This is a genomic window from Pedobacter paludis (genome assembly GCF_003173575.1).
GTDB lineage: Bacteria > Bacteroidota > Bacteroidia > Sphingobacteriales > Sphingobacteriaceae > Pedobacter > Pedobacter paludis.
In genome coordinates this window covers 876,416-899,649 of the sequence record NZ_QGNY01000001.1, presented here as the reverse complement: position 1 = coordinate 899,649, position 23,234 = coordinate 876,416, and the positions used below count along the sequence as shown (strand labels likewise).

At 35.7% G+C, this 23,234-nt stretch carries 11 protein-coding genes; 4 read left to right on the top strand and 7 right to left on the bottom strand.

Annotated elements, in window-relative coordinates:
• Position 1: 1 nt before the first annotated feature.
• On the bottom strand, positions 2 to 1,813 hold the full coding sequence (locus DF947_RS03850; protein ID WP_109928335.1) for an ABC transporter ATP-binding protein: 1,812 nt from the start codon (positions 1,811 to 1,813) through the stop codon (positions 2 to 4).
• Positions 1,814 to 2,060: 247 nt separating this feature from the next.
• Between DF947_RS03850 and DF947_RS03845 the strand changes: the two genes are divergently transcribed.
• Entirely contained in the window at positions 2,061 to 2,972 is a 912-nt protein-coding gene (locus tag DF947_RS03845) for a glycosyltransferase family 2 protein (RefSeq protein ID WP_109928334.1), read from the top strand.
• 5 nt (positions 2,973 to 2,977) lie between these two features.
• Positions 2,978 to 4,144 (top strand): glycosyltransferase family 2 protein, encoded by a 1,167-nt coding sequence (locus DF947_RS03840; protein ID WP_109928333.1) that lies wholly within the window; start codon positions 2,978 to 2,980, stop codon positions 4,142 to 4,144.
• Between the two features lie 5 nt (positions 4,145 to 4,149).
• On the opposite strand, the gene DF947_RS03835 is transcribed toward DF947_RS03840, so the two are convergent.
• The 4 genes from DF947_RS03835 to DF947_RS03820 form a co-directional block, all read right to left on the bottom strand.
• Positions 4,150 to 4,845 carry a 4'-phosphopantetheinyl transferase family protein gene (locus DF947_RS03835; RefSeq protein WP_109928332.1) on the bottom strand — a complete coding sequence of 232 codons (696 nt, stop codon included), beginning with the start codon at positions 4,843 to 4,845 and terminating at the stop codon, positions 4,150 to 4,152.
• 12 nt (positions 4,846 to 4,857) lie between these two features.
• Positions 4,858 to 10,107, bottom strand: coding sequence for a non-ribosomal peptide synthetase (locus tag DF947_RS03830; protein WP_109928331.1), 5,250 nt, complete (start codon positions 10,105 to 10,107; stop codon positions 4,858 to 4,860).
• Positions 10,108 to 10,131: 24 nt separating this feature from the next.
• On the bottom strand, positions 10,132 to 16,740 hold the full coding sequence (locus DF947_RS03825) for a polyketide synthase (protein ID WP_109928330.1): 6,609 nt from the start codon (positions 16,738 to 16,740) through the stop codon (positions 10,132 to 10,134).
• A 799-nt stretch (positions 16,741 to 17,539) separates the two neighbouring features.
• Positions 17,540 to 18,376: an MBL fold metallo-hydrolase gene (locus DF947_RS03820; protein WP_109928329.1), complete on the bottom strand. Its 837-nt coding sequence runs from the start codon at positions 18,374 to 18,376 to the stop codon at positions 17,540 to 17,542.
• A 177-nt stretch (positions 18,377 to 18,553) separates the two neighbouring features.
• On the opposite strand from DF947_RS03820, the gene DF947_RS03815 reads away from it, so the two are divergent.
• Entirely contained in the window at positions 18,554 to 20,335 is a 1,782-nt protein-coding gene (locus tag DF947_RS03815) for a glycoside hydrolase family 9 protein (RefSeq protein ID WP_109928328.1), read from the top strand.
• On the opposite strand, the gene DF947_RS03810 is transcribed toward DF947_RS03815, so the two are convergent.
• Positions 20,332 to 20,775, bottom strand: coding sequence for a MarR family winged helix-turn-helix transcriptional regulator (locus DF947_RS03810; protein ID WP_109928327.1), 444 nt, complete (start codon positions 20,773 to 20,775; stop codon positions 20,332 to 20,334). The two genes, DF947_RS03815 and DF947_RS03810, sit on opposite strands and share 4 nt — an antisense overlap.
• 170 nt (positions 20,776 to 20,945) lie before the next feature.
• Here DF947_RS03810 and DF947_RS03805 point away from each other — a divergent pair, with 170 nt between their 5' ends.
• The gene (locus DF947_RS03805; RefSeq protein ID WP_109928326.1) at positions 20,946 to 22,175 is read left to right on the top strand and encodes an MFS transporter; all 1,230 of its coding nucleotides are present in this window, start codon (positions 20,946 to 20,948) and stop codon (positions 22,173 to 22,175) included.
• Here DF947_RS03805 and DF947_RS03800 read toward each other — a convergent pair.
• Entirely contained in the window at positions 22,172 to 23,185 is a 1,014-nt protein-coding gene (locus DF947_RS03800; protein ID WP_109928325.1) for a LacI family DNA-binding transcriptional regulator, read from the bottom strand. The two genes, DF947_RS03805 and DF947_RS03800, sit on opposite strands and share 4 nt — an antisense overlap.
• Positions 23,186 to 23,234 lie beyond the last annotated feature (49 nt).

The following is a 23,234-nucleotide window of genomic DNA, read 5'->3' as shown; positions in this document are numbered from 1 at the left end:
ATTAAGATGATGGATTTGGAGTTTTAAAAAGCTTTGCATAATCGCCATCCATGTTCAAAAGCTCTTCGTCTGTGCCATGTTGCAAGATTGTACCACCAGAAAGCACATAAATATAATCGGCATGTTTAATTGCAGAATGCCTGTGGCTAATTATAACTGCGCTTCTGTTACTGATTCTTTTACGGAACGAATCATAAAGTTCTTTTTCGGCAACCGCATCTAAGGCGCTTGTAGCTTCATCAAAAATCAATATTCTAGCCGAGCTAAACAAAGCTCTAGCGATTGCCAGTTTTTGCCATTGCCCAATACTTACTTCATGTCCATCTTCAAATAAACGGCCCATCATTGTTTTATATTGATGAGGAAATTTTTCGACAAATGCATGTGCACCTGATTTTTTAGAGGCATCGATAATATCATCTTCAGAATAAGGTTTGGAAATATCACCAAATCGGATGTTATCTTCAGCAGTTACATTATATTTAGAAAAATCCTGAAAAACGGGACTAATTTGGCTCCTGTATTCCAATTCGTTAAAACTGTTAATATTTGTTCCACCCATGGTAATTTCTCCTTGATTAGGCTTGTACAGCTTGCATAAAAGTTTAATTAGAGTAGATTTACCAGCTCCGTTTAATCCAACAATTGCGATAATTTTACCTTCTGGAATGGTTATGCTTATATTTTTTAGAGTAGGGTTTATAGCATGAGGATAGGTAAAAGAAACATTTTTAAGTTCTAAAGTGATTCCTTGATCTTTAGGGAGGTCTATATACTTTTCGTCCGCTTTCTCTTCAATTTTTAAATCGAACAATTCAAATATGCTATTAATGAAAATATTGTTATGATACAGAATCGAAATGCCTGAGGAAATATTTTGGATTATGGTAAACGATTGTGGAAAGATTACCAAAAAAAGCACAATATCGCCAACACTGGTTGTGCCCCTAACCGTTCCAACTGCAATGTATCCTATACAAGCAAAGAAACCCATGCTAGCCAAAGAGGTGGTTAAAACCTCGCTTAAAGTTCTTTTGTAAGAGAGATTAAGGTTTCGTTCGAAAACTTCGACTCTTATTTTTTTATATAAGTTGTTTAAATACTCGCCTAAACCAAAAACCCTTATCTCTTTTGCAGATACATCAGCAGTAAGTAAATTGCTTAGGTATGCTGATTTTCTTTCTAATGGTGTGTGTTTAATGCGCCACAAATTTTGCTTGTTTGCGAAATAAATACGTACAAACAGAGTAGGTAAAACAAATGCAATTAATAGAGGAAGTAAAATCCAGTTTATGGTAAATATAAGTGATCCGACAGCAGCTAAGTTTAATATGTTTTTAGCGATTTCGAGCATAGTTGTAATTACCAGATTTGGTCGATCTGATCCCGCCTCTTTTGCCCTACTGAGTACATCGTAATAATCCGGACTTTCAAAATATGAAAGTTCTAAAGATATAGCGGTAAGGTGTATTTTTTCATCTATATGATGTGCTACTTTCGTGGCCTGCACTTCTATAATATAGGCAGATATTGCCCTCGCTACCGCATAACCGATAGCTAAAGCGGCTGCAAAGATTACATATTTTATAATTTCACTTTCCGAATTTTTATCTGAAAAGTTTATGTGAGAAATCTTATCAACTAAAATTTTAAGCGCATAGATAGAGCCTAAAAACAAAATTGTTTCGGCGAGAATCATTACCACCGAAAGTATAAGCCAACCCTTTGATGCGTTTAAAACTAAAAGAATTGTTTTTTTTAGATTGAGATTGGTTGTTATCTTTTTAACTTTTTCAGTAAAAATGTTAATCATTTAGAATTTCCGATACAATATAATACAATAGGGGTGTTGATTAAAAAGATTCCAACCTCATAAAGGTAAATATTTTAGGCTTAAAAAAATGAAAAAAGTAATAATGTGTACGAATAAGGGAAACCTTAATTCTATTTTATTATATTTTATTCCGTCTAATTTTTTTTGAATAAAATAATCTGTGTTTTTATCTTCTTGAGTTTAGTTGTATGAAATTATAACATAGATTGATTACTTTTACTTCAAAATGAATCCCGTTTCAATTATTACCGTAAATTTCAATCAACATCAGGTGAATATCGATTTTTTAAAATCGGTAAAGTCGTCCAATTCTAAGCACCCGCTTGAAGTTGTCTTCGTTGATAATGGAAGCTTGGTAGAACACGAAATGGAATATAAACAGATTTATCCCGAGCTGGTTTATATTCGATCTGACAAAAACCTGGGCTTTGCCGGTGGAAATAACCTCGGAATTCATGCTGCTAAAGGCAAATATCTTTTATTGCTTAATAACGATACCGAAATTACCACGAACCTGATTGATGTTTTGGTTGATGAAATGGAAGCCAATCCTGAAATCGGCTTAATTTCTCCATTGATTTTATATTATGATGAGCCCAACACCATTCAGTATGCTGGTTTTTCTGAAATGAACTACTTAACCTGCAGAAACGAGGGGATTGGTAACATGCAAACCAATAATGGGCAATATGATCAAGACAGTAGAGAAACTGGGTATTGCCATGGCGCTGCTATGATGTGCCGAAAATCTGACTTGGAAAATGTTGGCTTAATGGCCGAAGAATTTTTTCTTTACTATGAAGAGCTAGATTGGTGCGAGAAATTTAAAAAGGCAGAAAAAAAAATCTGGTTTACGGGCAAAACCAAAATTTACCATAAGGAATCTATGAGTGTTGGTAAAGAAAGTAAAATCAAAACTTACTTTATGACGCGCAACAGGATGCTTTTTATAAGACGCAATACTGGCTTTTTAAACACAATTTGTTTCAGCCTGTACTTTATATTTCTTGTATGCACTAGAGATGTTCTTGCTTATTTATCTAAAGGAAGAAAAGACCTTGTAAAATGGGTTTATAAAGGCGTATTATGGAATTTCGCACATTCAAAAAACAGTAAGAATTTAGGTTTTAAAATTTAATATTGATGATAATAGCGCTCTGGATTGCACTTTTTTTAATTGTTTACACGTTTGTGGGTTATGGCTTTTTGCTCTATTTTGTTATCCGAATTAAAAGAATTTTTAAAAAGCCGATTCAATTTCAATACAGTGAAAATCTGCCTACTGTAACCTTACTTATTGCAGCTTATAATGAGGAAGGCATCATTGTAGAGAAAATTCAGAATACACTGAGCCTCGATTATCCAAAAGATAAACTTCAGATTGTTTTTATTACGGATGGATCTAACGATCAAACTCCCGAACTCATAAAGCCTTTTACCGAAGTGCAGTTGTTGCACAATAACGAGCGTACGGGGAAAATGGCCGCAATTAAACGTGCAATTCCTTATGCAACGGGAGAAATCATGATTTTCACAGATGCCAATACTTTCTTAAATAAAACGGCAATAAAAGAATTGGTTAAACATTACCAAAATGAAAAAGTGGGGGCCGTAGCCGGCGAAAAGAGAATTCTGGTTGATGAAAAAGCTGATGCAAGTTCTGCTGGCGAAGGCTTTTATTGGAAATATGAATCTCGACTTAAAAAATGGGATTACGAACTGTATTCAAACGTTGGTGCCGCTGGTGAATTGTTTAGTATCAGAACAGCCCTTTATCAACCTGTTGAAAGCGATACCATAATTGATGACCACATGATTGCCATGCGCATTGCAGAAAACGGATATATTATTGCTTACGAACCTGATGCATATGCCATGGAAACTGCATCTGCTGATACGAAAGAGGAACTAAAGCGAAAGATTAGAATAGCAGCGGGCGGAATCCAATCTATTTTTAGGTTAAAGAAGGCCGCCAATCCTTTTCATTATCCCCTGCTTACTTTTCAATACATTTCGCATAGGGTTTTGCGATGGACAATTACACCATTTTTATTAGTACTCGCTTTTTTATTAAATATATTAATCGTTGTACAAACCGATATATTCTTTTACAAAGCTTTATTACTTGCGCAAATAGCATTTTACGCACTGAGCTTGCTTGGACTTTTCTTCGAAAGAAGAAACATTAAAATTAAAGCTTTTTTTATTCCTTACTATTTCTGTGTGATGAACTATGCCGTAGTTGCAGGGATTTTTAGATATGCTAAGAAAAACCAGAGCGCAGCTTGGGAAAAATCAAAAAGAAAATAAAATTTTTAGAACTTCCAGTAGTTAACGTTTAAAGTGGAACTGCTGAGTATTGCTAAAGAAGCGATATAATTTCCATCAAGCATAAAACTTTTAATTCGATAGCCCGAGCCATTTCTGGAAACCGGATTTGATAAACAGTCTATCGCTGAAAGATTATCAACCAAGCCTTCTCCTGTAGCTTTTAACAGCGCTTCTTTTCTTGTCCACAGGTTATAGAATTTTAATGATTTGTCTTCGGATTGATTAATTACTTCAATTTCATTGGGATTAAAACAGGTTTCCAAAATCGATTCAAAATTGAAATCTTTTTTGATTAATTCAATATCTACTCCAATTGTTGATACATTAACAGCGACTAACAAATGATTGCCACTGTGCGAGATGTTAAACTCTGCACCAATTGTAGCAGGTTTTTTATTGTCTTTATAATAAAAGGAAACGCTCGAAGGATCGTTCTCACCCTTAAACAAGCATAATATTTTCCGAATAAAATATCTGCTTGTGATGTATGTAATCTTTGAATTATAGTGCTGATATCTATTGCTATTTGCTAATTCTTCGTTACTTAAAACGGATTTATAATCTTGTATTTTCTCAAAGTATTCATCAATCAAAATATTGAAAACATGGGTTTCATTCCAATTTACATCTTCTTCATGGAATTTTTTCCAATCAATATGATCAATTAATAACTGATTCATTAAACAAAATCTTTATTTAGAATCCAGTGTTTTCTGCAAAATTTCTGCAAAATCTTTATCGTTCGGAGGGAAAAGAAATGTTTTATGATCGCCCGGAACTTCATGAATATTTACGCCTTTTAAGGCATAATCTTTCCAACCCAAGAATACTGGATCATCTAAAAAGTAAATTCTTTTTTTAACTCTAAACAAATCTACTTTTATATCTAAAGGCTTCATGAAATAGTTTTGATAGGCAATCTCATAACTTTTTACAATCTCCTCCTTAAAATCATACTCCTCTTTCTTAGTTTGCGGTTTAGATCCAATTAAAGCTTTTAGCTTATATTTAATCGATTTCTTTTGATAAAGGTATACCTCTTGGGGGTTTACGATGAATGACTTACTAAAGAAGATTAACTTGCTAAATTGCCTAAAAAGTTTTTTAACTATTTTTTGCAACTTTGTGTTTTCAAAATCTCTGCCTGCGGCATTGGTATCTAAAATTCCAAGCATTTTAACTTCTTTGCCCATTTCTTGTAACTTTCTAGCCATTTCGTAGGCAATTAGGCCACCATATGAATAACCTGCAATGGCATACGGACCAACAGGATCATTATTAATTATCTCAGAATTATATCTCTCAGCAAGTTCTTCAATAGAATATCTGAATTCTGTTTTGCCATCTAGCCCTAATGCCTGCATGCCATAAACAGGTTGATCATTATCCATGTACTTGCCTAATGAGCTAAAAACCAACACATTTAATCCTCCTCCATGTACTAAGTAAATGGGAGGTTTCTTTCCAGTTTTCTTGATGGCTACCAGAGAATCCCATTTGATTTCCTTCTCATCAATATCAATCATTTTAGCTAGTTTTTCAATTGTCGAGTTTTCGAAAAGGGTTGCAAGAGGCAAACGCCTTTGTGTTTCTTTTTCTATCGCAATCATAACTTTTACCGCCAGCAATGAATGACCTCCGAGCTCAAAAAAATCACTTTTGATGCTTATATTTCCAAGATTTAGGATGTCTTTCCAAATTTGTGAGATTATTTTTTCTGAAGGGGTTCTTGGTTCAACAAATACAGATTTGTTATCAACTGAAGAGAAGTTAATATAGGGTAATTCCTTTCGATTAACTTTACCTGCATTCGATAGCGGAATTTTGTTTAAAATTACCAATTCACTCGGAACCATATATTCTGGTAAGGTGGAAGCAAGGTTTTTTTTCCATGTTCTAATCATTTCACTATTGTCGGAAGTACCGAGAATGGTGACAGAATCTTCATACTCTTGAACTTTAGAATCCACAGCCAAAAGTTTACTTGGCATTGGTGTCCCGATTGTTTTGTTTGTATTGGGAACAAACACGACTTCAAAGTTTCCGTCTGTTCCGTCGTTAGACCATCTTACATGGGTTTGATAGCCTAATTTTTCGCCTAATTCCCAAAATATCCCTGGCTCAAAGCCTTCAATTTCTTTGTTTTCTAAAGTTTTTCTGAGGTCACCAACTGTATTCGAAGCGTTCAAGGTTTTTAATTGTTCCAGCAATTGGTAATCATGCCTTAGCCTTAAATTTGGGATATTTTTCAAAAATATGGAACGTAATGGCAGTGTTACTAATTTCTGCTCAAATTCTGAGAAATCGTATAAGTTAGCCCATTCAATCGTTTCTTGCGGGCGTATGACCTCAATATCTGAGTTGATGTAGAGCCAGACATCATAATGATATTTGGTTGTTTCATTCAGATACTTGCCTTTCCTGAGTTGAATTTCTACATGGCTAATCTTTGGCAGTTCTTTTTTAATGAGATAGAAGAAATCGGGATCAATCATCAATTCATCCTCAATATCGATTCTTCTCTTAACCCGTTCTTCAAAATCGCCAATAATCAAATCATCAGGGCTATGCAAAAACTGATCACCAGCATGATGCATTTTCAGTGTTTTTTTCCCTTGAACATCACCAATAAAAATACAACCTGAAGTGATCGTTGCTGCTGCTTTCTCTATAACATCTAATAAATAATTACTACTCGAAAAATATTGAACTACACTGTTGATTAAAACTAGATCTGGTGATACTTTAGCAATCTGACTAAAATCATTCGCCTCGGCCACCAATGCAGAAACATTTTTCCACTTATTAGGATTTGCTTCAATTTTTTTATTGATATAATCTATTGCAACCGGCGAATAATCAGTAGCAATATACAATTCGGTTGATGGGGAAAGTTCAGTAATAAGTTGCCCATCACCACAACCAATTTCTACAATTCTTTTTGCTCCAATTTCTTTAATTCTGTTTATGGATTCAGTAATCCATTCTTCTGAGTGTGCATCGTACTCATTAGAATTGGTAATTTGCTTTAATATAGATTTGGTAATGCTGCTTTCTGATGCAATCTCTTCTTTTGCAGTAGAGCTTATGCCTGCATCATACATAATATTCCATCTCTCCAACCAGGAAACCGTTTCTTTTTTTAACGAGTTTAATGCATTAACGGTTAAATAAGCAATCAGTTTTTTATCTCCGTTTTTATCTTCCTGCAAATTAACAACAGCCTGTCTAACTCCAGATTCCTGCGTTAAACAAGCTTCAATTTCACCTAATTCAACCCTGTACCCTCTGATTTTAACTTGATGATCTATTCTTCCTAGGCAGATAAAATCTCCATTCTGAGATAATTTGCCCAAATCGCCAGTGCCGTACATTTTAGCTGATGGTTGCGATGAGAATGGATCATTAATGAACTTTTCAGACGTAAGCTGATCTCTATTTAGGTAACCTTGAGCAACACCTAAGCCACCTATGAAAATTTCACCTTCTATATTTGTTCCAACACGGTTTTTATTTTGATCCAGAATATAAATCTGTGTGTTGTTTATTGGTCTGCCAATCGTAACGGTTTCATCATTTTGGGTAATCTGCTTAATTGTAGACCAAATTGTTGTTTCGGTTGGTCCATACATGTTCCATAACGTTGAACAATTATTAAGTAATCTTAATGAAAGTTGCTTAGATAGCGCTTCTCCACCACATAAAACTTTAATTGGTAAAGGTTTATCCCAGCCAGAATCTAAAATCATTTGCCAGGTTGATGGTGTAGCCTGCATTAAAGTAATGGCTTTCTGCTCCATCATATCTAGCAAGATCCTACCATCTTTCACGGCCTCATTATCGGCAATTACGACCTCTGCTCCAGAGATTAAGGGTAATAATAGTTCTAGACCGGAGATGTCAAAACAAATGGTGGTAATGGCTAAAACCTTATCACTTTCTGATATACCCGGCTTGTTTTTCATGCTGAGTAAAAAGTTAAGAAGATTTAGCTTGGTAATTTTAGTTCCTTTTGGTTTGCCTGTTGTACCAGATGTATATAAAATGTACGCTAAAGACTGCCCGTCAAATTCATCGTTTACTAAAGTCTCTGAATATTGTTCTAAATTTTCTAAGATGTTCTCAATTACGATTTCCTGAGTTGTAGTGTTAAGCTTACCTTGATGTTTTTTGGAAACAAAAAGCATTTTAGCAACTGAATCCTCGAGCATAAACTCAATTCTTTCTACCGGATATTCAGGGTCTAGAGGTAAATAAGCAGCGCCAGATTTGATAATAGCGACCATGGATACCAACATTTCAACAGATCTATCTATTGAAACCGCAACAATATCACCAATCCCTATATTTTGTTGCTTTAAGAAGTTGGCTAGCCGATTGGATTTTTCGTTTAAGGATGCAAAAGAAAGGTTGGTGTTATGAAAAGAAATTGCTGTCTTATCAGCGTAATCGATAGCAACCTGATTCATTAATTTTACTAGGTCAAAATCTTTTAAAGAAAATCGATTAGAATTGTCACTATTGAAATCTAATTTAAGTGTCTGATTAACATTAGGTTCGCTATAGCGGTCTTCTAACAAATTAGATTTCAAATCGCCAATTATAAAATTTGGTTCTGAAACTATTTTCCTTAAGATATCCAAATATAAATTATTGAAATCTCTTATGGTTTCTTCTTTAAATAAATCGGTATTGTAAGACCACTCCAAAGTGAAATGTTCCTTTGATCCGGTAATGTTTAAGTATAATTCAAAATTTTCATAGGCTCGTGGATTACTAATTAGTTTATAATCTAAGCCCTCAAAATGTACAGCCTGATCCATGCCCATATCAATATTAAAAATAATTGGAACAAGCGTAACCCTTGAAGAGTCTCTCGGGATGTACAGTTTTTTGATAAGTTCGCCAAAAGTCAAGCGTTGATGGTCGTAAGCATCCAATACTTCTACCTTTCTTTGTTTAAGGTAATCTATAAAAGATTTTTGAGGATCAATTTTGCTTTTTATTGGTAACAAATTAACACAATGGCCTACTAAATCATAAAGCTCTGATGATTGTTGCCCTGAAGCAGGCAGTCCAACCACAATATCCTTACTATTGGTTTTAGAATAAATAAATACCTCAAATGCTGTAAGTAAAGTTGTTACCAAACTACTTCCTACTTTAGCCCCAGCATGCTTAATTTTGTTGGCAAATTCTCTATCTATCGGATAATCAATTCTATTTCCTTTATGTGATCGTGGAGATTTACGTTCGAAATCAACAGGAAGATCAACCAAAGGCACACTTTCTTTATATTGGTTTAACCAAAAATCTTCAGTTTCTTGATATTCTTTGCTAAGCTGAAATTTTGTTTGCGAAATAGCAAAATCACTTATTTGAGCAGGTTTTTCGAGATTGCTCTTTTTACCTTGAATGTATAAGTTATAAAATTTAGCCAGATCCTCTAAAATGATGCCTATAGACCATCCATCACCGATTGCATGATGAATAATTAAGGTGAAATAATGCTTTGTGTCATTTAATTTTTGAATAAAAACTCTAAATAAAGGTCCTTCGTGAAGATTTAGAGGAATCTCCATTTCCTTTTTTACAAAATTCCTTAAATATTCAGTTTGGTCATCAATTGTAGAAATATCCTCTAATTCTAAGTCTATCGGATAATTTTTGTAAATAATAAAAGACTCACCATTCGGACTTATCGTTGATCTAAGGGCCTCATGACGTAATATAAGATCATGAACAGATTTTTTAAATGCATCAAAATCGAAATGACCATTTAGCTCTAGCGAAACGGATTCATTATAAGATAAGTTTGCATCGTTACCCCCAATTACACACGCCAACCAAATTTCTCTTTGAGATTCGTTAGTAAGGGTAATTTTTTCTATTTCTTTAATCTCCCCAAATGGGTCAAAGTCTACAGGTATAAAACTCTGCATGGTTATTTTTTATAGTTTAATTTATTACTGCACTTGAAGGTATTTGCCCGGATTAACATCGTCTTTAATAAACCATGCAGGATTTCCTTCTTTATCTTTTCCTAATTTGGCACCCTTTACTGGTGGGTTGTCTGCACTAAATACAACAGCAGTTGGGTCAAATAATTTATTGGCCTGATTTATTTCTGGAAAAAATCCGGCTTCTGTCATTTCATTTAAACTTACGCTAAAGCTTTCTATAACTTTTTCAATGTCTTGATAAGATGTTGCTTCAGTAATAAAGCAAGGGAAGCCATCAAGAATGTGGATGCCTTTCTCTCTTAGCAACACAAATAGAAGCTCGCTATATGGAATTTCTTCCTGATATTTTATCTTCCATAAAGAACCATAATTACCTACAAATATAGGCAATTGCCTTTTTTCGAATTCTTGGTTTAGTAATTCTGAAATGTATTTGCCCTTTTCATTAAGCTCTTCTTGTAAAGCTGGTCCTCTTTGCTTCATATAAGTTAAAGAGGCTTTAGCAGATGCAAGTGCCAAAGGATGGCGAACAAATGTTCCCGCAAAATACGTTACACCAACTTCTGGATAGGAGGCATCACCATAATTCCAGTTTCCACCATCCAATGCATCCATTAAGTAACTTTTGCCCGCAATAACACCTATTGGCGTTCCGGCGCCAACAACTTTTCCGTATGATGCAAGATCGGCTTTTATGCCGAAAATTGCCTGAGCGCCTCCTGGGTGAAATCTAAATCCTGTAATTACTTCATCAAAAATTAAAACAGATCCAGATTCAGCGGTAATTTTTCTTACCTCCTTTAAAAAATCTACAGGCAAAAATTCTGGTCGTCTACTTTGAATGGGCTCTACCAAAACGGCTGCAATTTCATCTGCTCTTTCTTTTATAATGGCTAAAGCTTCATCGGTACCATAATCTAAAACTAAAATGTTTTGAACAGATTCTGGCATAATACCAGCTGCGGCAGGGAAAGATTTTAGTTTCTTGGTGCCTCTCACCAAAACTTCATCAACAATACCGTGATAAGAACCAGTAAAAGCTACAATTAGCGATCTTCCAGTAACTGTTCTAGCAATCCTTACACAACCTAAAACAGCTTCAGAACCCGTGCTGCAAAGAGCCGATCGGTCAAAACCGGTAAATTCGCAAATTAACTTGCTTACTTCTGCTGCAAGTTCATGTTGCGGACCAACTTCATAACCTTTCTCAATCTGATCATGCATGGCGTTTTTAATTACATCTGGTTGGTAGCCAAGCATGTTCGAGCCAAAGCCGTTCAGCACATCAATGTATTCGTTTCCGTCTAAATCCCACATTTTACTCCCTTTGGATTTATTGATTACGATGGGGTAAACAAGCTCTTTAGTTGCTGGTCTAAATCCGGTTACCACTCTTGGATCGGCCATATACGGACGACTTTCGCTCGTATACGCCTTACTTTTGAATGTTTTTTTATTGTATCGTTCTGTTAAATCTTTTAAGAATTTCTCTTGCTTTGGGTTTAAAGTAGTAGACTGCTTTTCGATTTTTGGGGTAGCACCAAAGGGTTTTTGAATTTCAGCTTTCTCTTCTACAGAAAGATCAGCATCGTTGGTTTTTACAGCCTGAACTGGTTTTGGTGCTGATGTTGTAAAATTTACCTGTTGTTTCTGAACTGATGCGGGTACTTGTCCCTGCATCAGGATAACCTGTTTTGATAAAATTTCTAACTGTTGAGCAATAAGACCTAAAGCACTATCGCTGGTTGGTAAAGTTGTTGAACCATTATATTGAGTAGTTGAAAATGGTATAGGGGCAACATTAGCTTGTACAGAATTATAAGGTGCTTCTGCAGCGATATCTTGTGGGGTATTTTGATCTAAGTAATCTACTAAAGATGCAATTGTTGGATATTCTTCGTTTAATTTTCTAAATGTAATGGGCAAACCAAATTCTCTCTTTAAAGAAATTGCTACTTGAGTGAGTAGTAAAGAATCCAAGCCGATCTCTAAAAAGTTTTCATCTGATTCTATTCCATCCATTTCAATGCCCGATGCATCTTCGAGCACTTGTTTAACTTTCGCTGTAAGATTATCTTTTCTCATAATATGAGTGTTTAATTTCGTTTCTTGACTGGTTAAATCGGTATCGTTTATAATTTGGTTTGTTGTGTCTATTTTTTTGCTTAAAATTTCAACCCAATATTTTTTTCTATCGAACTGATAGGTTGGTAGATTTAAAAAAGTTCTTTTCTCATTTTCAAAAGGACGATCCAAATTTGGTTCTGCACCATAAATCCACAACTGGCCTAAACCTTTTAAAAAGGAAGCATAATCATCCTGATTAGCGCTGATGCTTGAAATGGCCTTAGCGGGTTTTGATAAAGCTGCAGCGATTTGTTTTGTTAAGGTGGCGGTAACATTGCCTGGTCCAACTTCTAAAAATAATGGAGAATAATTATTCAGAATCTGTTCAACAGCTTTGGCAAACATTACGGGTTTGCGTAAATGCAGTGTCCAGTACATTGGATCCAAAGCTTCTTCATCTGTTAAAATTTGCCCCGTAACAGTTGATACAATTGGTGTTGTTGGCGCTGAAAGTTTAACGGTTAGCACAACCTCCCTGAATTGGTCCAAAATCGGATCCATCATTGAAGAGTGAAAAGCATGGCTCGTAAATAGCAGCTTGTTTACGATTTCATTTTCGTTGAGTGTTTTACTTAGGGCATCAATTTGTTCTTTAGGTCCTGCAACGACAACTAATTGTGGACTGTTAACCGCCGCAATGCACAAATCGTCTTTTAAATGGTTGGTAACAATATCTGCAGATGCTCTAATGGAAAGCATATCGCCAGTAGGTAAACCACTAATTAACGAACCTCTGGTAGAAATCAGTTTTAAGCCATCTTCCAAAGAAAAAATCCCAGCCAAATGAGCCGAAACATATTCGCCAATACTATGACCGCAGAAAAGGGTAGGCTCAACTCCAAAGCTCATCCAAAGTTTTGCCAAAGCATATTCTGTTACAAACAGCGCAGGTTGAGTCCATCTGGTGTCTTTTAGCTGATCACTTGCAAGATCAGAAACCTCCTTAGGGAAAATAATTGCTCTAATATCCTGATTGATGTATTTATGCAGAATTTCGGCACATTCATCTACAGCAGTTTTATAAACAGGTTCAGTGTTATATAACTGTAAGCCCATATTTAAATACTGCGCACCTTGCCCGGGAAACATAAAAACAATTTCGCTGGGCGTTTCGGAAAGAAAGTTGGCATTAGCAGATGGAGCCTTATCCAGCGTTTCTAATAATTCTTCTTTTGATGATGCAACGGCAAATCTCCTGTACCGAAAATCAATCCTTGATTTATTTAATGTATATGAAATATCTGCAAGCTTGGCTGTCCGATTTTGCTCTATATATTTTGCCAGCGCTGATGCGTAATTCTCTCTGCTCGCATCAGAATTTGCAGACCAGGTAATCAGCGTTTGCTTAGAATCAGGATCAGATTGCTGAAACTCATTTTCATATTCTTCTAAAATAACATGAACATTTGTTCCGCCAACGCCGAAAGAACTCACACCTGCAATTCTTTTGTTATCAGTTTCCCAGTCGGTTAGTGTGTGATTAACAAAGAATGGACTATTTGCAAAATCGATGTTTTTATTAGGCGTTGTATAGCCTAAAGAGGCAGGCAATTTTTTATAATAAAGTGCCAAGCAGGTTTTAATTAAACCAGCAACGCCGGCTGCCTGGGTTAAATGGCCGAAATTGCTTTTTACAGATCCGATTGCACAATATTGTTTTTTATCCTGATCTCCAAATGCGTCTACCAATCCTTCAAATTCAATTGGATCTCCGATTGGCGTGCCTGTTCCATGAGCTTCCACATAACTAATTTCCGAAGGATCAATTCCTGCATCTTCAATAGCGCAAGCAATCGCGTCAGATTGGCCTTCTGTGCTTGGAGCAGTAAAGCTGCCTTTTCCCAAGCCATCGTTATTTATGCCTACACCTTTTATTATGGCAAATATTGTATCACCGTCTTTTTGCGCTTCATCTAATCTTTTTAAAAGTACAACGCCTGCACCATCGCTAAATACGGTTCCCGTGGCAGAATCATCAAAGGGTTTGCAATGTCCGTCTTCGCTTAACATGCTTCCTTCTTGATAAATATGGCCACTATGAATTGGCGAAGTGATGCTTGCACCTCCTGCTAAAGCGACATCGCATTGGCCTGCTCTCAAACTATTTACTGCTTGTGTTATGGCCAGTAACGAGGTTGAACAAGCAGAATTTACACTTACTGCTGGTCCTTTTAAATTTAAATGATAGGCTGTTCTTGAAGCAGCATAATCTTTCTCATTTACCGATAAAACCTGAATTTTACCTTGATTTTCTATTTTATCTTGATGCGAAAGAACATTGTTCTCATAATAGGTATTGGTTCCAAAGCCAGCAAAAACACCAACTTTGTGTTCGTATTTGCTTGGTAAATGACCAGTTTTTTCTAAGGTTTCCCAGGCAATTTCTAAAAACACCCTTTGCTGAGGATCCATGAGTTCGGCAAGTTTATGATTAATGCCGAAAAATGCAGGATCAAACTGAGTTGCATCATTAATAATGCCCCTAGCTTTTACATATGATGGATCATTTTTTATATCTTCTGGAATACTTTCGTCAATTTCTGATGATTTGAAGAATGTAGTCGTTTCTTTTCCGTTTAAAATTAAATCCCAAAAATCTTCAATGGTATCCGCACCGGGAAAACGGCCAGACATGCCGATTACGGCAATATCCGAAGATGCTGATGAGCTTTTAATCCTTAAATTTTTGGCATTGTGGCTTGCACTCGTTTTATCGATAAACTTAGCTAAATCGGATATAGTTGGATATTGGTACAGTTTGGTAACGCCCAAATTATAAGCAAACCTGTGCCTTAATTCTGCAACTGTTCTTTGCGCCAGCAATGAATTGCCTCCAAGATCAAAGAAATTATCGTTAATACCGATTTTTTCAATTTCCAAAAATTCATTCCAAACGGTATAAAGATTTTCTTCAGTTTGTGTTTTTGGTTTTTTATAGATGGTGTTAAGATCGGGCCTGTTTACCTTGATTTTGTTAAGTGCTTTTTTATCTACTTTGCCATTACTGGTTAGCGGAATTTCATCAATTTTGATAAAAATTCTTGGTACCATATAATCAGGCATTTTTTTCTGCAAAAACTTAATCAACAATTGCTGATCTATTTTATTGCCGGTTTTAATATAAGCAACAAGTTTTTTCTCGCCGAAAGAACTTTCTTTGGCCAAAACCACACTTTGTTCAATCCCATTAAAGTGGTTTATATTGGTCTCTATTTCTCCAAGTTCAATGCGATAGCCATTAATTTTTACCTGATCGTCAATTCTGCCCATGTATTCAAAGCTTCCATCGGGCATCGACTTGGCTAAATCTCCAGTTCTATATAGCCGGGCATTTAAATCATCACTAAAATGATCTTTAATAAAACGATAGGCGGTTAAGTCTGGTAGATTTAAATAGCCTCTTGCCAATCCTTCGCCACCGATGTAAAGCTCACCTTCTTCCTCAAGTGCAGTTTTTTCCTGTGCATCGTTTAATACGTAAGCATAAAGCGTAGGAATGGGAGACCCGATTACACTTTTGCTGCTTTCACAATGTTCATCTGTTATTTCTATAAAAGTTACATGTACAGTCGTTTCGGTAATGCCATACATGTTAATGAGCTTGCATTGCTCAAAACGATTTTTCCAAACTTTTAACTTGGATGGATTTAAAGCCTCGCCACCATAAATTACATATCTTAATTGTAAAGCTATATGTGGTTGATTTAGAATATATTCCTGTAAAATATAAAAGGCAGAAGGCGTTTGGTTTAATACGGTTACATTTTCTTTAACAAGTAAATCGCCAAAAGCCCGAGCATTTTTAGCCGTTTCTTTTGGAACGATGATTAGCTTCCCTCCAAACAAAAGTGCTCCATACATTTCCCAAACCGAGAAATCAAAGCAATATGAATGGAACATGGTCCAAACATCGGTTTCTTTAAAATCAAACAAGGGTTGATCGGTAAAGAACAGACGAACCACATTGTGGTGTTCGATCATAACGCCTTTTGGCTTGCCGGTAGAACCAGAAGTATAAATGATGTAAGCCAAATGGTTGGATGTTAAATCCGTAACGGGAACTGAATTTGGCTGTTCAGCAATGCTTAACCAATCCGTTTCTACATCAATAATTTCTCCATTAAAAGAAAAATCTTTTAACAACTGGTGGCTAGAGCGATCGGTTATTAAAAGTTTGCTGTTTGTATCTTCTAGTATATATTCAATTCTATCTTTAGGATATTCTGGATCAATTGGAACATAGGCACCGCCGGCTTTTAAAACCCCCATCAAACTAATAATCATTTCAACAGAACGATTAATGAAAACGGGTACCAGTGTATCTTCCTTAACACCTTTAAATCTAAGGTAATGGGCAAGCTGGTTAGATTTTTCTTCTAATTCTAAATAGGTTATGGTTATATCGTTGTGTACTAAAGCAATATTTGTCGGCGTGGCTTTAGCTTGTGCAGAAAAAATATTATTTATTGTACTTCCGGTCATCATATTAAAATCAATAGGGATAATATTTATTAATCAAAATAGGCTATAATTAATTTTTACTTAGTATTATTGAAAAACAAGTGATAAAAGCCAGATTTTTTATTGATGAATTATGCTGGTAGTGATTATTATACCTTTTGGTATTGATATTGGGATTAGAATTGTTTGGCATAAGAGCATACTTATAACCTTTAGTTTATTGCCAAGGCAAGGCTAAAGATTGATTATTAAATAGGGGCAACGATTAGTTAAAAATAATTAATTTATATGCTATAAAGGTGTAATGGCCTTAAAATCATACAAATACCTTCATAAACTTATAATTTAACTACAATTCAAATATAACAAAACGTACGTATTTTTACTACGTGTTGTGTGTCAAAATTTGACTTTGTATGAGGAAATTTACAACAAATTGAATTCTTGATTAAGAATTTTATTCTTTTTTCGTGTAAAACGACCTTTAAAAGTTTTAATTGAATGATTATTTTTTTTGTAAAAATGCGATTACACAATTACAATAGCAATACCGAGAATTCGGTATATGTAAGTGTTTTCTTTGGATAAGAGAAAGGGGCTTAAATCCATAAGCCCCATTAAACCAAACAAACTATTTATGAAGTAATAGTATAACCAAGAGCCTAAAAAATTGTTTTAAAAAAAAAGAGATTAAAATAAATTAATCCCTTTTTTGATGTTAATCTAAATCGTCCCGTTGATTTAATTCTAACAGAACAAACTTGTTTAAATTTTATGGTCGAAGCAATACCAACATTTGGGTATTTTTTGCAGCATCCAATTTTTAGAAAAGATTAAGCTGTGCTGGGCGATATAATTCTGGCTTAAAACTGTAGGTATCCATATCGTTAATTTCACGGGCTACAAAATACACCTCGCTTTCTTCATATCTCGATGCTACTTTTACAAAAGTATTTCCGGCCACAGCCTTAAATAGGGTTTCAACCAATTGTGGGTCGTTGTTATCCTTTGATAAATGAGCTAGCAATAAATGGCTCATATGTTCATGCTTATGTTTTAGAAACAAATCTAAAGCCTCTGCATTGCTTAAATGGCCTTTTCCACTGGTGACTCTTCTTTTTAAGAAATAGGGGTAATGGCCATTTTGCAGCATTTCAGTATCGTAATTTGCTTCTAAGAAAGCCGCGTTACAGTTTTTAAAGTGGTAGATCAAACGATCGCAGACGGAACCAATGTCTGTAAAAACCCCAACTCTAACATCGTTGCATTCTACGGTAAAACTATAAGGATCTGCCGCATCGTGATGTTTTGAAAAGGCAGCTACTTTTAAATTCCCGATTTTAATTGATTGAAGGTGACTCAGTGAGTAAACATTATGCTCATCCAGAACCAATTTACTGTTTCGTAAAGTATCCGTACTGATGTATACCGGAAGTTTATATTTTTTCGCAAAAACGGCTAGCCCTTTTATGTGGTCGCTATGTTCATGAGATATAAAAACTGCCTTTATCTTGTTAACGGATAAACCCAGTCTCAGCATCCGTTTTTCTACTTCCTTGCAGGTTAGGCCAACATCAACCAAAATGGCCTCATTGTCGTTGCCAATATAGTAACAGTTTCCATTACTGCCCGAATTTATAGATGTAAAATATAATGCCATTTTCGATGTGCAAGATAAGGCTAATTTGTGTCGACTACAAAAAATGTGAATTAATTAAAACGATTGAAATGCTTTTGATTGTGGTAATATATACATCTGTCTTTTCTGTTTGCTATTTTTTTTATTTCTCTGCATATCTTTAATTTTCAGATTAACCATCACCTCTAATCAAATAAAATGTTCAGTCAGCCAAAGCGTTTATGCTCCTTATGTATTCTATTTCTTTTGTGTGCTTTATCGGGTTTTGCCGAACCCATAATTTACGTAAATCAAATTGCCTATGACAGCAAAGGATCAAAAATTGCGGTTATCGGGGTAGATGAAAGGTTATCTGGTAAAACCACTTTTAGTATTGTTGATGTCAAAACGAAAAAGACAATTTTAAAAACCTCGATTACTGGGCCCTTTAAAATAAACGAATGGAATGTTGCTAAAATATTTTATCGGGCAGATTTTTCTATGCTTACTCAATCTGGTCATTACAAATTGCAAATCATGATTAATAGTAGGGAATATTCTTCATCAGAATTTGAGATTGGAGATAAGGCATTAGCTAAAATAACCATCCCCGCCATTTTGCATTATTACAGAAAACAAAGGGCAAATACGGAAATAGAGTTAAGTGCCGATAAGCAGATTAAATTATTTGGCAGTGATGAAACGGTAGATTTAAGGGGAGGGTGGTGCGATGCATCTGGCGATGTAAGTAAGTATTTTTCACATTTAGCCTGTGCTAATTTTGTTTCTCCACAGCAAATACCCTTGGTAACCTGGTCTTTAATTAATACTGCAGAGCGTGTTCCAAATCTAATCAAGGAACTTAAACTGCAGGATTCTATCGCCGATGAGGCATTATGGGGAGCAGATTATTTGATGCGCTCGCTTTCTAAAAATGATTATTTCTACATGATAGTTTTTAGTTATTTCACCAAAGATCCAAAGGCAAGAAGAGTAGTTGGGCTACATGCCAACAGCGTAACCACTAATGAGTATCAAAGCGCTTTTAGGGAAGGTGCGGGAATGGCAATTGCTTCTTTAGCCCGAATTTCCAAGTGGGGCAGGAGTGGCGATTTTACATCAAAGCAATACCTTGAGGGGGCCAAGAGGGCCTTTGCTCATCTGCTAATTAATAACAATAAATATACAGATGATGGGAAGGATAATATTATTGATGATTACTGTGCGTTAATGGCATCAACAGAGTTGTGGTATGTCACCCGTGAGGATTTATACCGAAAAGAAGCCAGAAAAAGAGTATTAAGTTTAAGGAAGAGGATTACAGATCAAGGTTATTTTATTGCTGATGATGGCGATCGTCCTTTTTGGCATGCTGCCGATGCTGGCCTTCCGGTTTTGGCTTTAACCCGCTATCTGGATTTAGAGCAGGATCCTGTTTTCAGAAAAACCGCTTTGGCTGTTGTAAAAAAGAATATCGATTATAATATTTCGATAACAAACGAAGTTGAAAATCCATTTGGTTACGCAAGACAGAGTTTCAGATTTAACAATGCAATTAAAAAAGGTTTTTTTATTCCTCACGAAAATGAAACCGGATGGTGGTGGCAGGGAGAAAATGCCCGCTTAGCCAGTTTGGCTACAGCTGCTTTGATCGGTGGTAGACTTACAGAACCAAGTAAAACGGGTTGGAAAACCACAAAGGCCAATTCAGATTTTGTTGCTCAGCAAATTTCCTGGATATTAGGCGCTAATCCATATTTAACATGCTTTATGTATGGTTTTGGACAAAACAATGTTCCCTATATGCATTCAAATTATGGGCATGGTTCAGAAAGAGGGGGAATATCCAACGGCATCACCGGAAAAGATGGAAGTCCCGATGGTTCTGGAATAGATTTTAAAAGAGAAGCAGAGGGAAACGAATGGCGATGGACAGAACAATGGTTGCCACATGCGGCATGGTTTCTTCAGGCGGTTACAGCAATGGTAAAAGAAAACTAAACGCGAATTCCGTTATATTCTACTAAACGGGTTAAAAGGGGTAAAAAAGCTTGGATTAAATTAATTTCTTCTACAGAAAATATTTTCTCCATCGTTTGGCTAAGCCATTCCTCCTTAATTTTTCTTGTCGCAACAATGTGTTTCTCGCCTAATTTTGTTAAGCCGATAAATACTTTTCGTTTGTCTTCCTCACTAGGAAATCTTTCTACGCACTTCGCATCAGATAGTCTATTTATAATTTGAGAGATTGCCTGTTTAGAAACCCTTTCCATATCTGCCAGTTCTGTAGATAGTAATTTGCCATGTTGCTCAAGCAGAGACATTGTTAACAATTCTGCATTGCTAAACTCCGAGCTTACATTTTGCTTGCGCAACTGTCTGGTTAAACGGGTAACCGTGCTTCTTAGTCTAGCTGCAATTTCTTGTGTTTGGGTTGGCATAAATATGGTAAATAAACTTTACAAATATAAAGGATATTTATTTGATGTCTTGTAATTAATACTGAATTTTTATCGTTTTTATGATTTAAATATGATATAATTCTACAATATGGGTTTTAACTACTCCGTAATTCTTTTTACTTTTGTAAAGTTACTTTACTATTTTAAACATGAGTATTTTTCGTTCATTAAGGCATTATAATTACAGGTTATTTTTTACGGGCCAATCTATTTCATTGGTGGGCACATGGATGCAGCGTGTTGCGGTAAGCTGGTTAATTTACCGCCTAACCGGATCTGCGTTTTTACTGGGCTTGGTTACTTTTTTAAGCTTAATTCCATCGCTGGTGCTGGCGCCGTATGCCGGAAGTTATGTGGATCGACACAATAAGTTTAAAATTTTAATTATCACCCAGGTTATTTTGATGTTTCAGGCTGGTGCACTTGCCTTAATGATCTGGTTTAAACATTATGACGTTTTTTGGCTCGCGGCACTTTCGCTGGTGCAAGGTTTGGTAAATGCTTTCGATGTAACCGCAAGACAGTCTTTAATGGTTAATTTGGTAGAAGATAAAGAAGATTTGCCAAATGCAATTGCATTAAATTCCTCCGTTTTCAATGCAGCCCGACTGGTTGGCCCAGCGTTGGCCGGCGTAATATTAAGTACACTGGGCGAAGATGTTTGTTTTTTGCTCAACTTTGTTAGCTTTATTGCCGTGTTGATCTGTTTGTTAATGATGAAATTAAATCTAACGGAGCACAAAAAATCAACAGAAAATATTTGGATCGATCTAAAGAAAGGTTACGAATATTTGCGTACCTCTCCAGATTTAGCCTCGATGATTTTAATGATGGCAGCATCGAGTTTGTTGGTTATCCCCTTTACAACCCTGCTTCCAGTTTTTGCAAAGGATATTTTTAGCGGAACCGCCACAACATTTGGCTGGTTTGAGAGTGCAGCGGGTTTGGGTGCATTTTTTGGTGCAATTTATATGGCTACCTTAAAGGCAGGCCAGCACCTTCAAAAAATTATCATCTTTTCTGCGCTGTTGCTCGCTGTTTCGGTAATTGCACTGGCAATATCGCCATCCTTGATTTTAGCTTTAATTTGTACGGGTTTGGCCGCACTTGGATTAATGGCGCAAACATCATCCATTAATACCTATCTGCAAACCCATGCAGATGATTTAATGCGTGGCAGAACCTTAAGCTATTACATTATGGCTTATCAAGGTGTTTTGCCCATAGGCAGTTTATTAATGGGGTTTTTTGCCCATCGGTTTGGTACACAAACCATTGTTGTTTTTGAAGGTGTTGCAGGTCTATTAATCGTTGGTGCCTATGTATATTACGAAAAGCATAAAATAGATGTTCGCCAAAATTCAGTTTCGATGAGTTAATGCACAACCAATTGGCAATCCACCATTATTTTTTGGTAATCCTGAATTTCGATTTCTCTATTAATCAGTTGAAGTAATAACTTAATTGCATTTTCCCCAACCGATTCTGGATTTTCCTCAATAGAAGCAATGGGAGGAGAATCTAGATAACTGATAAAAGGCGTATTGCCAAAACCAATACATTCAATTTCATTGAACTTAGGATGGTTTATAGATTTGAGATATTTAATGGCATCGAATAAAATTGGCTCTTTAAAGGCAACCAAGGCCGTTGGCATATTTTCTGAATTATTGAAAAGATTCTGAATTGCTGAAACCGTATTCTCCTTATCAAAATCTGTATAAGCAACCAATTCGGCCTGAAAAGGTACATTATTATCTTTTAACGCATTAATGTACCCGTTAAAGCGATCGTGGGTAAAGTTGATCATTTTTGGTCCGCCGAGATAGGCTATTTTTTTATGTCCTCGATCAATCAAAAACTTGGTTGCCTGATAACAGCCCTGAAATGTATTCCCCAAAACTTTGTGGCAGCTTAAATTAAAACTTGGGTTTCGGGTATAATAAACTACAGGAATGCCCATGTTTTCAAACTGGTCTAAATGACTAAAATCCTGGGTGTTTTTAGAAATTGCAACTATTAAACCATCAACACGACTTTTCAAGAGCATATCGGCCAGCTGAATTTCTTTTTCAAGTTCATCGTGAGATTGACTGATAATTACATTGTACCCATTCTTCATGGCAAATTGCTCTACGCCATAAATGCTTCTTGTAAAAAAATAATCTAAAAGATTGGGCAAAATAATTCCAATAATTCTCGATTTTCTTTCCTTTAAATTAATGGCAGATTTGTTTGGCGTAAAGTGTAAATCACGGGCCATTTCCTGAACACGCTTCTTCGTATATTCATTAATTGTGGGGTAATTATTAAGGGCTTTAGATACTGTTGATACTGACATCTTTAGCTTTTCAGCCAAGAATTTAAGCGTAATAGGGGTGTTTTGCATCTTCTTTTCCAATCTCTATGCATAGATAAGAAAAATTTCTCAATTATTT